Origin of the sequence: Leifsonia sp. Root1293, from assembly GCF_001425325.1 — a bacterium.
Lineage (GTDB): Bacteria > Actinomycetota > Actinomycetes > Actinomycetales > Microbacteriaceae > Orlajensenia.
The window spans coordinates 490,524-504,697 of sequence record NZ_LMEH01000001.1 but is presented as its reverse complement, the minus strand read 5'-3'; the positions used below and the strand labels follow the sequence as shown (position 1 = coordinate 504,697).

At 68.1% G+C, this 14,174-nt stretch carries 14 protein-coding genes; 5 read left to right on the top strand and 9 right to left on the bottom strand.

Annotated features, from left to right (window positions below):
* The first annotated feature begins 7 nt into the window (after positions 1-7).
* The gene (locus ASC59_RS02235) at positions 8-370 is read left to right on the top strand and encodes an RNA-binding S4 domain-containing protein (RefSeq protein WP_200942372.1); all 363 of its coding nucleotides are present in this window, start codon (positions 8-10) and stop codon (positions 368-370) included.
* 51 nt (positions 371-421) lie between these two features.
* On the opposite strand, the gene ASC59_RS02230 is transcribed toward ASC59_RS02235, so the two are convergent.
* Positions 422-1,462: an LLM class flavin-dependent oxidoreductase gene (locus ASC59_RS02230; RefSeq protein ID WP_055817972.1), complete on the bottom strand. Its 1,041-nt coding sequence runs from the start codon at positions 1,460-1,462 to the stop codon at positions 422-424.
* A 102-nt stretch (positions 1,463-1,564) separates the two neighbouring features.
* Positions 1,565-2,554 carry an LLM class F420-dependent oxidoreductase gene (locus tag ASC59_RS02225; RefSeq protein ID WP_055817970.1) on the bottom strand — a complete coding sequence of 330 codons (990 nt, stop codon included), beginning with the start codon at positions 2,552-2,554 and terminating at the stop codon, positions 1,565-1,567.
* 68 nt (positions 2,555-2,622) lie between these two features.
* Here ASC59_RS02225 and ASC59_RS02220 point away from each other — a divergent pair, with 68 nt between their 5' ends.
* Positions 2,623-3,600 (top strand): SDR family oxidoreductase, encoded by a 978-nt coding sequence (locus tag ASC59_RS02220; RefSeq protein ID WP_055817967.1) that lies wholly within the window; start codon positions 2,623-2,625, stop codon positions 3,598-3,600.
* A 31-nt stretch (positions 3,601-3,631) separates the two neighbouring features.
* On the opposite strand, the gene ASC59_RS02215 is transcribed toward ASC59_RS02220, so the two are convergent.
* Positions 3,632-4,147, bottom strand: a complete 516-nt coding sequence (locus tag ASC59_RS02215; protein WP_200942298.1) for a PaaI family thioesterase — start codon at positions 4,145-4,147, stop codon at positions 3,632-3,634.
* 72 nt (positions 4,148-4,219) lie between these two features.
* On the opposite strand from ASC59_RS02215, the gene ASC59_RS02210 reads away from it, so the two are divergent.
* Complete coding sequence (locus ASC59_RS02210; protein ID WP_055822668.1) at positions 4,220-5,236, top strand: LLM class flavin-dependent oxidoreductase; 1,017 nt, start codon at positions 4,220-4,222, stop codon at positions 5,234-5,236.
* 343 nt (positions 5,237-5,579) lie between these two features.
* Positions 5,580-5,984, top strand: a complete 405-nt coding sequence (locus ASC59_RS02205; RefSeq protein ID WP_055817963.1) for a YchJ family protein — start codon at positions 5,580-5,582, stop codon at positions 5,982-5,984.
* A 19-nt stretch (positions 5,985-6,003) separates the two neighbouring features.
* Here the strand turns inward: ASC59_RS02205 and ASC59_RS02200 are convergent, their stop codons facing one another.
* The 3 genes from ASC59_RS02200 to ASC59_RS02190 are packed head-to-tail and all read right to left on the bottom strand — an operon-like array spanning position 6,004 to position 8,805.
* Positions 6,004-6,798, bottom strand: a complete 795-nt coding sequence (locus ASC59_RS02200) for a ferritin-like domain-containing protein (protein ID WP_055817961.1) — start codon at positions 6,796-6,798, stop codon at positions 6,004-6,006.
* Between the two features lie 40 nt (positions 6,799-6,838).
* Entirely contained in the window at positions 6,839-7,684 is an 846-nt protein-coding gene (locus ASC59_RS02195) for a hypothetical protein (protein ID WP_055817959.1), read from the bottom strand.
* Complete coding sequence (locus ASC59_RS02190) at positions 7,681-8,805, bottom strand: epoxide hydrolase family protein (protein WP_055817957.1); 1,125 nt, start codon at positions 8,803-8,805, stop codon at positions 7,681-7,683. Before ASC59_RS02190 ends, ASC59_RS02195 begins: the two co-directional genes overlap by 4 nt.
* Before the next feature lie 45 nt (positions 8,806-8,850).
* On the opposite strand from ASC59_RS02190, the gene ASC59_RS02185 reads away from it, so the two are divergent.
* A complete protein-coding gene (locus ASC59_RS02185) occupies positions 8,851-9,906 on the top strand; it encodes an ATP-dependent DNA ligase (RefSeq protein WP_055817955.1) in 1,056 nt (351 codons plus the stop codon).
* 627 nt (positions 9,907-10,533) lie between these two features.
* Here ASC59_RS02185 and ligD read toward each other — a convergent pair.
* The 3 genes from ligD to ASC59_RS02170 all read right to left on the bottom strand — a co-directional run bounded on the left by ligD (position 10,534) and on the right by ASC59_RS02170 (position 14,089).
* Entirely contained in the window at positions 10,534-11,556 is a 1,023-nt protein-coding gene (gene ligD / locus ASC59_RS02180) for a non-homologous end-joining DNA ligase (protein WP_055817954.1), read from the bottom strand.
* 9 nt (positions 11,557-11,565) lie between these two features.
* A complete protein-coding gene (locus ASC59_RS02175; protein WP_082513345.1) occupies positions 11,566-13,248 on the bottom strand; it encodes a Na+/H+ antiporter in 1,683 nt (560 codons plus the stop codon).
* Positions 13,249-13,537: 289 nt separating this feature from the next.
* Positions 13,538-14,089: an MOSC domain-containing protein gene (locus tag ASC59_RS02170; RefSeq protein WP_055817952.1), complete on the bottom strand. Its 552-nt coding sequence runs from the start codon at positions 14,087-14,089 to the stop codon at positions 13,538-13,540.
* Positions 14,090-14,174 lie beyond the last annotated feature (85 nt).

Genomic DNA, 14,174 nt, shown 5'->3' with positions numbered 1-14,174 from the left:
GGATGCCATGACGACAGCGCGCGTCGATGCGTGGCTGTGGGCGGTGCGTCAGTTCAAGACGCGCTCGCTCGCCACGGCAGCATGCCGCGCGGGGCATGTCCGGGTGAACGGCGAGAGGGTGAAGGCCGCGCAGCCGGTTCGGATCGGCGACGAGATTCGCGTGCGCGCGAACGGCTTCGATCGCATCATGGTGGTGCAGCGCATCATCGTGAAGCGCGTCGGCGCCGAGGTCGCCGCCGCAGCGATGATCGACAAAACTCCCCCGCCACCACCGCGTGAGGCCGTCGCTTCAGTGCCCGTGCGGGATCGCGGTGCCGGCCGTCCGACGAAGCGCGAGCGCCGCGACCTCGAGGAGCTCCGCGGTCACTGAGTGACCGCCGGCGCCGCGCGCCGATGGCTCGCGACGCCGGCGAATGCCGGTCTACTCGTCGGCGGCCAGGAGCTCACGCACCCGGGGAACCACGACGGTGCCGTAGAGCTCGATGCTGCGCATGAGCTTCTCGTGCGAGAGCGTGCCGTTGGAGTACTTGAGGTCGAAGCGCTGGATGCCGAGATCGCGCACCGTCGCAGCGATCTTGCGGGCGACGGTCTCGGGCGAACCGACGTTGAGCGCACCCTCGTCGGCTTCGTTCTCGAAGGTGTCCCGGGTGATCGGACCCCAGCCGCGCTCCCGGCCGATGCGCGTGATCATGGCCTGGTGGTGCGGCCACAGCTCCTCGCGGGCCTGCGCATCGGTATCGGCGATGTGTCCGGGCGAGTGCACGCCCACGGGCAGAGTCGGCGTGCCGAGCTGCGCCAGCGCGCGGTGGTAGAGGTCGACGAAAGGACGGAAGCGCGCTGGCGCGCCCCCGATGATGGCGAGCATGAGCGGGTAACCATATGTCGCCGCCCGCACAACGGACTCCGGAGAGCCGCCGACGCCGATCCACGCCTTGAGAGCGCCGGACGCGGTCTTCGGGTACACCTCCTGGTTCACCAGGGCGGCGCGCTTGCGGCCCTCCCAGGTGACAGGCTTCTCCTTGACCAGCTCGGCGAAGAGCTGCAGCTTCTCCTCGAACAGGTCCTCGTACTCGCTGAGCTGGTAGCCGAACAACGGGAACGACTCGGTGAAGGACCCTCGCCCGAGAATCACCTCGGCGCGTCCGTCGGAGATGCCGTCGAGGGTGGCGAAGCGCTGGAACACGCGCACCGGGTCGTCGGAGCTGAGCACGGTGACAGCCGAGCCGAGGTGGATGCGCTCGGTCTTCGCGGCGATCGCCGCGAGCACGACCTCGGGAGCCGACACGGCGAAGTCGTCGCGGTGGTGCTCGCCGAGACCGAAGAAGTCCAGCCCCACCTGGTCGGCCAGTACGCCCTGGGCCACGACGTTCCGCAGCACCTCGGCCTGCGACAGCCTGTCCCCGTTCGCGTCGACCGTGACATCGCCGAAGGTGTCGACTCCGAACTCGACCTGCTGTGCCATGAGGGCTCCTGACTACTCGATTACTTCATACGTTTGCATGTACCAGCAACGGCCGGATGCATCCGCCTATTCCCGATGCACAGGCGACGGCGGATGACGCCATCAGGCGAGCGCCGGCATGACCTCGCGCTCGAACAGCTCGATGCCCGACCTGTCGTAGGCCGCTTCGGGGAAGTAGTGGATGGCGTACCCGAGACCGTGCTCGCGCCGTTCGAGCAGGCGCTCGACGACCTGCTCCGGGGTGCCGACCGCCGGCGTTCCGCCGCGATACTCGGCGATGAACTCGGCCGCCTTGGTCTCGCCGAGGTAGGGCAGCACCCGGGCGTGCAGTGCGTCGATGCGATCGCCGACCTCAGCTTCCGTGGCGGCGACGATGGTGTTGAAGTTCGACGATCGGGTGATCGACGCGAAGTCGCGTCCGATCGCGTCGCAGTGTCCGCGGAGCACCTCGCTCTTGTGGTCGAACTCCTCGAGGGTTCCGGTGAAGTTGGTGTGGCTCGCGTACTGCGCCGCGATCTTCAGCGTCACCTTCTCGCCGCCGCCGGCGATCCACATCGGGATGCCGCCCTGCTGCAACGGGAGGGGCCGCACGATGGCGCCGTCGACCTGGTAGTGCTTGCCGTCGAGGGTCGCGCTGCCGGTCGTCCAGGCCTGGTGGAAGATCTCGACGCCCTCGCGCAGCCGGGCCAGCCTCTCGGCCACGGGTGGGAACCCGTAGCCGTAGGCGCGCCACTCGTGCTCGTACCATCCGCCGCCGATACCCATCTGCGTTCTGCCGCCCGAGATGATGTCGACTGTCGCAGCGATCTTGGCGAGGTAGGCGGGGTTGCGGTAGCTCATGCACGTGCACATCTGGCCGAGCTTCACGCGCGACGTCGTCGCCGCGAACGCCGCCATGAGAGTCCACGCCTCATGCGTGGCCTCCTCGGACGGCACGGGAACCGTGTGGAAGTGGTCGTACACCCAGAGCGAGTCCCAGGGGCCGGCGTCGGCGTGCTGGGCGAGGGAGTTCATCGTCTCCCACTGATCGGCCGGGTCGATGTTGAGAAGGTCGTGGCGCCAGCCCTGGGGAATGAAGAGTCCGAAATCCATGATCGCCAGCCTACGGCCGAGGTGCGACTGCCCGCATGAGGCACTTCGCTCTCCCGTGCCATGATCGGATGATGAGCAAGAGCATCCTGTTCCTCGGCGGCACCGGCGTCATCAGCGCTGCATCCGTCTCCCGCGCCATCGAACTCGGCCATGACGTGACAGTGCTGAACCGGGGCGAGTCGCGCCTGCGACCGCTGCCGGATGCCGTCCGCCGCCTGACGGCCGACCTCCGCGATCCCGCGAGCGTGCGCGACGCCGTCGGCGACGCCGAGTTCGACGTCGTCGCCGAGTTTCTCGCCTTCACCCCGGAGCACGTGCAGGCCGACGTCGATCTGTTCGAAGGGCGGGTGGGCCAGTACGTGTTCATCAGCTCCGCCTCCGCTTACCAGACGCCCCCTTCGCGACTGCCGGTGACGGAGTCGACGCCGCTGCGCAACCCGTTCTGGCAGTACTCCCGCGACAAGATCGCCTGCGAGGACCTCCTCGTGCGTGCCTACAGGGAGCGCGGATTTCCGGCGACGATCGTGCGGCCGTCGCACACCTATGACCGCACGCTCCTGCCGACGTCGGGAGGATGGACCGACATCGCGCGGATGCGCGCCGGCAAACCGGTCGTCGTGCATGGAGACGGCACCAGCCTCTGGACGATCACCCACACCCGCGACTTCGCGGTCGGCTTCGCGGGGCTGCTCGGCAATCCGTATGCCGTCGGCGACACCTTCCACATCACCGGAGACCACGCACCGACCTGGAACCAGATCTACGGATGGCTCGGCGAGGCAGCCGGCGTCGAGCCCGTACTCGTGCACGTGGCTTCCGACGCGATCGCAGCAGCGCACCCCGAGCTCGGCCCCGGCCTCATCGGCGACAAGGCCCACTCCATGGTGTTCGACAACTCCAAGGTGAAGGCGCTGGTGCCGGAGTTCGCGACCACGGTGCCGTTCTGGGAGGGAGCAGCCGAGATGATCGCGTGGCACGACGCGCATCCGGAGGCGCAGGTCGTCGACGCGGAACTCGACGCCGTGTTCGATCGGCTGGCGGGCTGAGCGCCTTCGAGCTGCTCCGCCCGTCGCGCGCTCAGACCGGCGGACGTTGGGCGAACACCAGCAGGCTGCTCGTGGCCGTCGCGAGCAGGTTTCCGGCACTGTCGGTGAGTTCGGCCTCGGCGAAGATCACCCGGGTGCCGCTCTTGCGAACCCGTCCCGTTGCGCGCAGCGGACCGGCCGACGGCTGGATCGGGCGCACGTAGCTCACGCTGATGTCGATGGACGTGTATCCGGTTCCGGCCGGAAGCGTGCTGTGCGCGGCGCACCCGAGAACAGTGTCGAGCACTGTGCAGGCCAGGCCGCCGTGGATGGTACCGAGGGGGTTGTAGTGCGCCTGGGTCGGCCGCGTCTCGAAGACGACCTCGCCCACGGAGACCTCGACGATGTCCATGTTCATCAGCACCGCGATCGGCGGCTCGGGGATCCGCCCCTCGAGAATGCCGGTGAGGTATTCCAGTCCGCTGAGCTGGGGCAGCTGGGCGAGGCCGACAGCCGGGTCGACCCACGTGTAGGTGGCGGAGGAGGTCGGAAGCTCGGTGTCTGTCACGGTCGTCACGATAACACCGGGCCTCCCAGCTGCGCCCGACGGAATAGTCCGGTGCCCGCCTACGCTGTGGTCATGGTGAAGCGCATCGGATTCCTCTCGTTCGGCCACTATCAGGCAGTGCCGGGCTCCCTCACCCGCACCGCAGCCGACGTGCTGCAGCAGTCGATCGACCTGGCCGTGGCGGCCGAGGAGATCGGCGTCGACGGAGCCTACTTCCGGGTGCACCACTTCGCCCGCCAGCTCGCATCGCCGTTCCCGCTTCTGGCAGCGGTGGGCGCGCGCACCTCGCGGATCGAGATCGGCACCGGGGTCATCGACATGCGCTACGAGAACCCCCTCTACATGGCCGAATCCGCGGCCGCCGCCGACCTGATCGCCGGAGAGAGACTGCAGCTCGGCATCAGCCGGGGGTCACCCGAGACGGCGCTCGCGGGCTACGAGTCGTTCGGCTACGTCCCTTCCGACGGGCAGACGGATGCCGACATGGCCCGTGATCACACCGAGCTCTTCCGTGCCGCCATCGCGGGAGCCGGACTGGCCCACGCGAACCCGCAGATGACGGGATCGACGCATCCGCTCGCCATCGAACCGATCTCCCCGTCGCTGCCGCAGCGCATCTGGTGGGGTGCGGGCACGCGCAAGACTGCCGTGTGGACAGCCGAGCAGGGCATGAACCTGATGAGTTCGACTCTGCTCACCGAGGACACCGGAGTGCCGTTCGATCAGTTGCAGGCCGAGCAGATCGCGATGTTCCGCGAGGCGTGGGCTGATGCCGGCCACGACTTCGAGCCGCGGGTTTCTGTGAGCCGCAGCATCCTGCCGCTCATCGACGACGAGTCGCGACGGTACTTCGGGCTGCGGGCTCAGGCCGACGCGAAAGACCAGGTGGGCCACCTCGACGGCGGCCTCGCCCGATTCGGACGCAGCTACATCGGCGAGCCCGACGTGATCGCTGCGGAGCTGGCTCAGGATGCTGCGGTACAGGCCGCGGACACAGTGCTCGTCACGGTTCCCAACCAGTTGGGCGTCGACTTCAACGTGCGCATCCTCGAGTCGATCGTCCGTGACATCAAGCCCGCGCTCCGCTGATCGAGTAGCGCCGACACGTCTCCGCTGATCGAGTAGCGCCGAAACGTCTCCGCAGATCGAGTAGCGCCGACGAAATCGACGCGTATCGAGATCCGCCGAGATCAGCGCAACTCAAGCACCGTTCCCGCTGAACGTGGTCTCGATACGTGTCCTCGCTGCGCTCGGGCACTACTCGACCAACGGCAGGAGATGTCGGCACCCGCTGATCGAGTAGCGCCGACACGTCTCCGCAGATCGAGTAGCGCCGACGAAGTCGACGCGTATCGAGATCCGCTGAAATCGGCGCGACTCCTCGCTGCGCTCGGGCGCCACTCGACGAGCGAGAGAGTGACAGGATCGACAGATGACCGCAACCGCCTTCCCCGCGCTGAGCGACGACAGCCGATGCCCCTGCCTGAGCGGGGACACCTACGGCTCCTGCTGCGGCCGGTTCCACAGCGGAGCGGCCCTCGCCCCCACCGCCGTGCAGCTGATGCGCTCGCGCTACTCGGCCTACGTGGCCGGCGATGTGGCGTACCTCCTGAGAACGTGGCATCCGTCGACCCGGCCGGAGCAGCTCGAGCTCGATCCGTCCGTGCGCTGGTTCCGGCTCGAGATCGCCGAGACGACGGCAGGCGGACCGTTCGACACGACAGGCACCGTGGAGTTCACCGCGCGGTCGAAGCACGACGGGGTCGCGCACGCCCAGCACGAGAACAGCGCCTTCGTGCGGGAGCAGGGAGCCTGGCTCTACGTCGACGCGCTCTGACGAAAGCCGAGCCCGATCTTCACGCCGTGACGCCCAACTCGTCGAGCGCGTCCTGCACGATCGTGAGTCCGGCGAGTCCCGGCATCCCGCTGATCGAATCATCGACCTTTCTGGCAGCCTTGCGCCCGTCGGGTCCACTCATCAGGTGGTTCATGACGTGCTGCACATCGGATCGCTCCATGATGCTGGATCCGACGGGCGCCCAGAACCTGCTCAACGCGAACCGCGTGATCTTCTGCGCCTTGGTACTCCTCGCCAGCCGTTCGCGGGCCTGCGACGTGTAGAAGGCGACGTGCCGCGCCTCCTGTTTCGCGATGCGCCGCAGCAGTTCGGCGAGAACAGGGTTCCGCTCCAGTTCGGCCATGCGGTTGTACGCGGTGATGGCCGACCACTCGTTCGCAGCGCCCCACGACATGTGCACGGCGACGAAGTCCTCCCCGACCAGTGAACCGAGCACCGACTGCTTGATGGGGTCGAGGCGGTCCTTCCAGCCGAGCTTCAGCCGATTGGCCTTGAGCTGGTCGAAGTCGATGGTGATGTCGTGCATCGCGAGCACGGCGGCGAGAGCCTCGCCGTGCCAGAACTCCTCGCGGTTCCACATGGTCATGAACGAACTCACGTCGGCCTCGCGGTGCGAGGGCGTCGTGAGCAGATCACGGGTGTAGCAGACCGTGTGGTACTCGACATCGGCCATGTAACGCAGGGTGCGGAGCGACTCCTCCGGCAGTGGATGCTCGCGGAAGACCTCGAGGTCGAGGTCGTCCCAGTTCACGCTCACGCTCGTCGCCGTGTAGGTGTCGATGTCGAATGCCACAGTGCTCCCTCGTCCCGCTGATCATCCAAGCACGCCGCGGTCAGGCCGCGAGTCGTTGCTGCACGGCCTCGATCGTGCCGTCGTCCATGCCGGGCAGATCGGAGACGCACGCGACGACTCGCTGGGCCCTGACCGGACCGATCTCGCCGCCGAAGGAGAACCACCTGAAGAATGCGCGGTCGGCCCGCGCGATGGCGACCGCTCCGAGGGGAAGCACGTCTCGGCGCAACTCCCTGCGGGTGAGCCGCACCGCGCGCGGGCTGTCGAGAAGGCGATGCATCGCCTCCTCCTCGAAGAAGCGCGAGTGGCGTGCCTTGAGGTCGAGGACATCGCCGAGCGCACGCCCGATCTCGGGGTTCTCGCTGCGTTCGATCACCCGCTCGTAAGCCGCACGGAGCATCCAGTCGTCGACGAGCCCAGTCGTGACGTGCACAGCCACGATCGACTCGCCGGCGAGGAACCCCGAGAGCGAGCGCCGAACCGGCCCGCGCCGGGCACGCCGGTCGCCAGGGCTGCGCGGAACGGCGGCTCCCGTCGCACCGGAATCGTCGGATTGCGATCCCGGCTGTGCATCGATGACGGCGGTAAGGGCGTCGGCGATCCAGAACTTCTCGAAGGCCCAGCTCACCAGGAAGGCCGTCACCCGCGCATCCTTGTGCGTCGCGGTGACGAGCACTTTGCGCAGGCGATCCATGGTGGCCGCCTCGAGATCCCGCAGCACTCGCATGGCTCGCAGGGCGTCCGGCGGCAGCGGCTGCGCGGCGAGGGCTTCGACGTCCAGACGATCGCGGTGCGTCCCGACGGCGGTGCGGGCGAACTCGCGGACGTCGAATCGTGCGGCGCCGGTCATCGGGGCATCCGTCGCATCCGCCCCGTCCGTCGTCATCGTCCGATCTTGGCGAAGAAGGCTGTGAGATGACCCGCGAGAAGCTGCGGTTCCTCGTGGGGCATGAAGTGGCCGCCGACAGACGGCTCATGCCAGACGCGGATGTCGGTGCACGACCTCTCGGCGATGCTGCGGGGCATCTCACGGATGCCCGCCTCGGCGCTCACGGTGAAGCCGGCCGGCACGCCGATGGTGGGGCGCGGTCGGTTCGCGTCGTAGTCGACGTACTGTCTGAACGACGTGCCGATCGACTCCGTGACCCAGTACAGCGTTCCGATGGTGAACAGCGTCTCGCGGTCGAACCGGGTCTCCAGGTCGCCGCCGCAGTCGCTCCAGTCGCGGTACTTGTCGATGATCCAGGCGAGGAGTCCGGCCGGCGAGTCGGCGACGGCGGCTCCGATCGTGTCGGGGCGGGTGATCATTATGGCGGAGTAGCCGCCGTCCGACGCGTCGAACTCGGTCTCCGCGTCGAGGAAGTCGTGCTCATCGTCGGTGAGCGGTGCCGCGAACTCCGCCGGGAACGGCGGGTGGATCATGTACAGGCCGGAGACGGTCTCCGGATGCTTCGCTGCCAGCCAGGCCGCGACAGTGCCGCCGATGTCTCCCCCGAACACCCCGTAGCGCTCGAACCCCAAGTGATCTGTCATGACCGAGTGCATGACGTCGGCCATCGCCTCTCGCGTCAACGGCCCGTCAGGCAGCTCACTGAACAGGAAGCCCGGCATCGACGGCACGACGATCTCGAATCGGCTGCCGGCCGTCTGGAGAGCGTCGATGAGCGCCAGCATCTCGACGAAGCTGCTCGGCCAGCCGTGCATCAGCAGCAGCGGCATCCGTTCACCGTCGCCCGATCCGGAGGTCGCGCGCACGATGTGGATGGCGGTGCCGTCGACGTCGACGATCCGGTGGTCGAGGGTGTTCAGGAGGGCCTCCACCGCCCGCCAGTCGGAATCCAGCCACTCGGCCCACCCGGCGACGAGAGAGGCGAGGTAGGCGGGGTCGACGCCGGCACCCCAGGACTCGGAGCGACTCGGCGTGGTGAAGCGGGTGTTGCGGAGCCGCATCCGCAGGTCGTCGAGCGTGTCGTCGGGCACGGCGATCGTGAACGGGGTGGACGTCATCCGTCAACTGTCGCAGAAAGCCGCCGGGTCGGGCAGGATCGACGCATGGAACCTTCGGCGACGTCGCCCATCTCCCCCATGCTCGCGAAAGCGCTCGACAGCGTGCCCGATGCCGACAGCGTCGCCGGCGGCCTGCTCTACGAGCCGAAGTGGGACGGCTTCAGGGCCGTGATCTACTTCGACGGCGAGACCGTGGAGATCGGCAGCCGCGGCTCGAAGATGCTCACGCGCTACTTCCCCGAGCTGGTCGACGCCTTCGCCGCGCAGCTCACGCAGCCCACGGTGCTCGACGGCGAGATCATGGTGCGCGCCGCATCCCGCGCCGGCGGCGAGCGCCTCGATTGGGAGGCGTTGTCCCAGCGCATCCATCCGGCGGCGAGCAGGGTCGCGAAGCTCTCGGTCGAGACGCCCGCGATGTTCGTGGCCTTCGACCTGCTGGCTCTCGGTGATGAGTCGCTTCTGGAGCGCCCGTTCGCCGAACGCAGAGCCGCGCTGGAATCCCTCGCCCGAGGATTCGACGCTCCCCTGTCCATCACCAGGACCACGACGGATGCCGCGCTCGCCCGCGCGTGGCTTGTCGAGTTCGAGGGCGCCGGCCTCGACGGGGTCGTTGCCAAGCCGCTGGCGGCCGCCTACGCGCCCGGCAAGCGCGTGATGTTGAAGATCAAGCACCACCGCACGGCGGACGTGGTGGTGATCGGGTACCGCGTGCACAAGAGTGGCGCCGGTGTGGGGTCGCTGCTCCTCGGGCTCTACGACGACAGCGGCGAGCTGCGCAGCGTCGGCGGGGCTTCGGCGTTCTCTGATGCGCGTCGACTGGAGCTCGTGGACGAGCTCGCGCCCCTCGTTGTTCGCGACGAGCACGGGGTCGCCGTGACGGGCGAGACGGATCGCAGTCGGTTCTCGGGCAGCAAGGACGTCTCCTTCGTCCGTCTCGAACCCACGAAGGTGATGGAGGTGCGCTACGACCAGATGGAGGGTTCGCGCTTCCGGCACACCGTGCAGTTCGCACGCTGGCGCCCCGACCGGGATGCGCGCTCGTGCACGTTCGAACAGCTCGAGATCCCGGCGGCCTACGACCTCAGCAAGGTGCTGGAGTAGGCGGCGCCGCCCGCTGATCGAGTAGCACCCCTCCGCTGATCGAGTAGCCTCCCTCCGCTGATCGAGTAGTGCCCGACGAAGTCGGACACGTATCGAGATCACCCATGCGCCCGCGGGAAGTGGTCTCGATACGCGTCCTCTCTGCGCTCGGTCGCTACTCGACCAGCGGGAGTGCCCGACCCCCTCTCCCGTTGATCGAGTATTGCCCGACGAAGTCGGACACGTATCGAGATCACCCATCCGCGCACGAAGGATGGTCTCGATACGCGTCCTCGCTGCGCTCGGTCGCTACTCGACCAGCGGGAGATGCGCGCTCGGTCGCTACTCGACCAACGGATGGTCGCTGTCCGACCAACGGAAAGCGCCCGACCCCCTCTCCCGCTGATCGAGTAGTGCCCGACGAAGTCGGACACGTATCGAGATCACCCATCCGCCCGCGGAGAGTGGTCTCGATACGCGTCCTCGCTGCGCTCGGTCGCTACTCGACCAACGGAAGATGAGCGCTCGGTCGCTACTCGACCAACGGAAAGGGGGTCGGGCAGCGCTCGACCAACTGAAGAAGCGCGCCCGGTCGCTACTCGACCAACGTGAGATGGGCGCTCGGTCGCCACTCGACCAGCGACAGAGTCACTCCGCCTTCTTCGCCCGGCTCGGCTGCACGCGCGAGGGTTCCCCGGGCATCTTCGGGAAGTCCGGCGGGAAGGGCAGCTCGCCGAGGCCGTTCTCCAGGTCGCGGTCCCACCACTCGAGCAGCGTGTCGATGCGGCCGGGTTCGTCGTGGAGCGTCGCCCACGGGTCGCCGAGCGTGCGCAGTCGCTCGGGGACGGTGAGCACGGTGAAGTCGCGCGGATCGGCGTCCGCGAGCTCCTCCCAGGTGATCGGGCACGACACCGGAGCGTGCGCCAGGGCTCGGGGGCTGTACGCGCCGGCCATCGTACGGTCGCGATTCGCCTGGTTGAAGTCGACGAAGATGCGCTCTCCGCGCTCCTCCTTCCACCACGCCGTCGTCACGGCGTCAGGCATCCGTCGCTCGAGTTCCCGCGCGGCCGCGATCACGGCGTGCCGCACGTCGAGGAACTCGTGCGTCGGCTCGATGGGAGCGAAGACGTGCAGGCCACGGTTGCCGGAGGTCTTGATGAAAGCCGTCAGTCCGGCGTCGGCGAGAACCGAGCGCAGTTCCACCGCAGCAGCCTTGGCGTCACCGACATCGGTGCCGGGCTGAGGGTCGAGGTCGATGCGCAGCTCGTCGGGATTGTCGGAGTTCCCGGCCCGCGATGCCCACGGGTGGAACACGATCGTGTTCATCTGCACGGCCCAGACGGCGACGGCGGGTTCGTCGATGACGAGCTGCGGATGCGACCGGCCACTCGGATACACGACCGGAACGGAGCGCACGTAGTCCGGGGCGCCCTTCGGCGGATTCTTCGAGAAGAACTGCTCACCCTCGATGCCGTCGCCGAATCGCTGCAAGGAGACGGGCCTGTCGCCGTTCGCCGCCACGAAGGCGTCGCCGACCGCCACGAGATATTCGGCGAGATCGAGCTTGGTGAGCCCGGGCTCCGGGAAGATCACCCTGCTCGGACTTGAGATGCGCACCTCCCTGTCGCCGTGGGGGCCGGGTACTCGCAGCATCGTCGCTTCGCTCGCCATGGCACCAACCTACTCGGGGGTCGTCCTGCTGCGCTTCGCTCGTGCGGGGCGAGCGGCCTTCGCCGTCGCGGTGCGCTTCGCCTTCTTCGCCGAAGCGCTCGGCAGCGCCGCCGGCTTCGTCTTCGGCCCTGCGGTGCGCAGGGCCGTCTCCTCGGCGTCGATCGCCGCGAGCACGGAGAGCACGGCCGCCTCCTGATAGCGGCCCTCGCGGCGCGCGTTCAACACAGCCTCGCGCTGCGCTTCGATCATCACTCGGCGCAGGCGCGTGTACGCGACCGGGCGCGGTTCCGCCCCGGTGGTCGGCGGGTTCTGCAGCGCCTCCGCCAGGAAGGCGGCATTCGCACGCAGCCTGTCGATCACCTCGAGTTCATCGTCGTCGGTGCGTTCCTCCTCGAGACGGGCGACGCCGGCATCCTCGGCCTCGGCCATGAGCAGCATCCGTTCGGCATGCTCCTGGCTGTAGTCGGGCGTCGGAAGCTTGAGCAGCCTCAGGATGGTCGGCAGCGCCAGGCCCTCGAGCAGGGTTCCGACGACGACGACGAAGGCGAGGAACTGCAGGAACTCGCGCTGCGGGGTCTCCGGCGGGAGCAGGAACACGGCGATGAGGGTGACAACGCCGCGGATGCCGGCCGAAGACACCGCGGTCGCATTGCGCCAGCTCCACTGTCGCGCCCGCAGGAATCCCGGACCGTGACGGTAGAGCCATGTGAGCATGAAGACCCAGGCGAAGCGCGACACGATGAGCGTCAGGAGGATGGCTATGCAGATGCCGATCGTCTCCCAGAGGCCGGGGCCGGCGGTCGAGGCTCCCTCGACGATACCGGCGAGGTTGAGACCGATGAAGAGGAAGACCGCGTTCTCCAAGAGGAACTGGATCGTCTTCCAGTTGAGTCTCTCCGCGATGCGGGCCTCGGCCGACTGCACCGTGGGCGAGCGATAGCCGAGCAGGATTCCGGCAACCACCACGGCGAGCACTCCCGAGCCGCCGATCGCCTGCGCGATGATGAACGCCAGGTAGGGGGTGATGAGCGACAGGCTGGTGTCGAGCACCGGGGCACGAAGACGCTTGCGCACTTCCGAGAGCCCGTAGCCGATCGCGAGCCCGACGACGACTCCCCCGATGACGGCGAGCGCGAAGTTGCCTGCGATCGCGAGCGGGTTCAGCACGGTGACACTGACGATCGCCATGATCGCTGCATTGAGGGCGACGAGGGCCGTGGCGTCGTTCAGCAGGCTCTCGCCCTCGAGGATCGTCACCAGTCGTCGCGGGAGCTTCAGTCGACCGGCGACAGCCGACACGGCGACGGCATCCGTCGGCGCCACGACGGCGCCGAACGCGAATGCCGCGGCCAGCGTGATGGCGGGAACCAGCATCCAGGTGGCGAAGCCCACCACGACCACCGTGAAGGCCACCAGGCCGACGGACAGCGCCAGGATGCTGTCGTCACGAGCCCGGATGTCGATGAACGACGTGCGGATGGCGGCGGCGAAGAGCAACGGCGGGATGACCGCGTAGAGCACGAGTTCCGGCTCGATCTCGACCCTGGGCACCGCGGGGATGAACGAGACGACCGCCCCGACCGCGACGAGTGCGACGGGAGCCGACCAGCCGATGCGTCCGGTGAACCCGGTCACGATGACCGTGACCAGCACGAAGGCGACGACCCAGACCACGGTCGTCACGGGATCCATCTAGGCGTGCCGTTCCGGCTGAGTGGGCCCGCCGGCCCCGGTGGCTCTCGCGGCTCCTCGTGCGATCATTCGTCAACGATAGCGACAGCGACGCCGTGCTGGTTGGTGCTGGTGGCCGAGACAGGTGAGAATGGAGTCTCACCGCACGAAATGGAGAGCCTGATGTCGGCTGAAGTGATCCTCTGGGCCGTTGTCGGACTGATCGGCCTCGTCGGCGGGGTCGGACTCATCGCGGCCATCGTCGCCATGGTGCGGTCGGGCTACCAGGGCTGAAGCCCTCGCCCGCGTCTCAGGTGCGGAACATCCCCAGCACCGTGAGATCGGTCTCCGGAGTGTGCACGACCTCGATCGGGTCGCCGGCTGCCACCGACCCGCGTTTCACGACCCGCAGGTAGGCGCCCAGTCTGCCCTCGGCGCCGAAGCGCTTGACCCAGCCGCGCTCGTGCTCCCCGCCCACCCAGCGGGCGAAGGTTCCGCACGGGGTACGGGGCATGGTGACCTCGAGTACGACGGATGCCTCCTCCGTGCCGATGCGCCACTGCTCGCCGATGCGCGCCTGGTTGACATCGATTCCGGAGACCCGCAGGTTCTCGCCGAACCATCCGGCTGGAAGCTCGCGCCCCAGCTCGCCCGCCCAGAAGTCGGCGTCCTCCTGGGCGTACGCGTAGACGGCCTTGTCGAACCCGCCGTGGTGCTTGCGGTCGACCTGCACGTCGGAGCGCAGTCCGTACGGGCCGATCTTGGCCCGCGACCTGACCGCCACCTTGTCGATGGCCGTGACTCCGTTGCCGCGGTCGGGGCGGAGTTCACGGACGACGCAGGCTGCGAGGAGTTCGGGCATGGAGCAATCCTAGGAGGAACGCCACTGTCGACAGCGCCGTGCGCGACGGCCCGAAAGTCGGGTGGCCCGGCCGTGTGCGCGACCG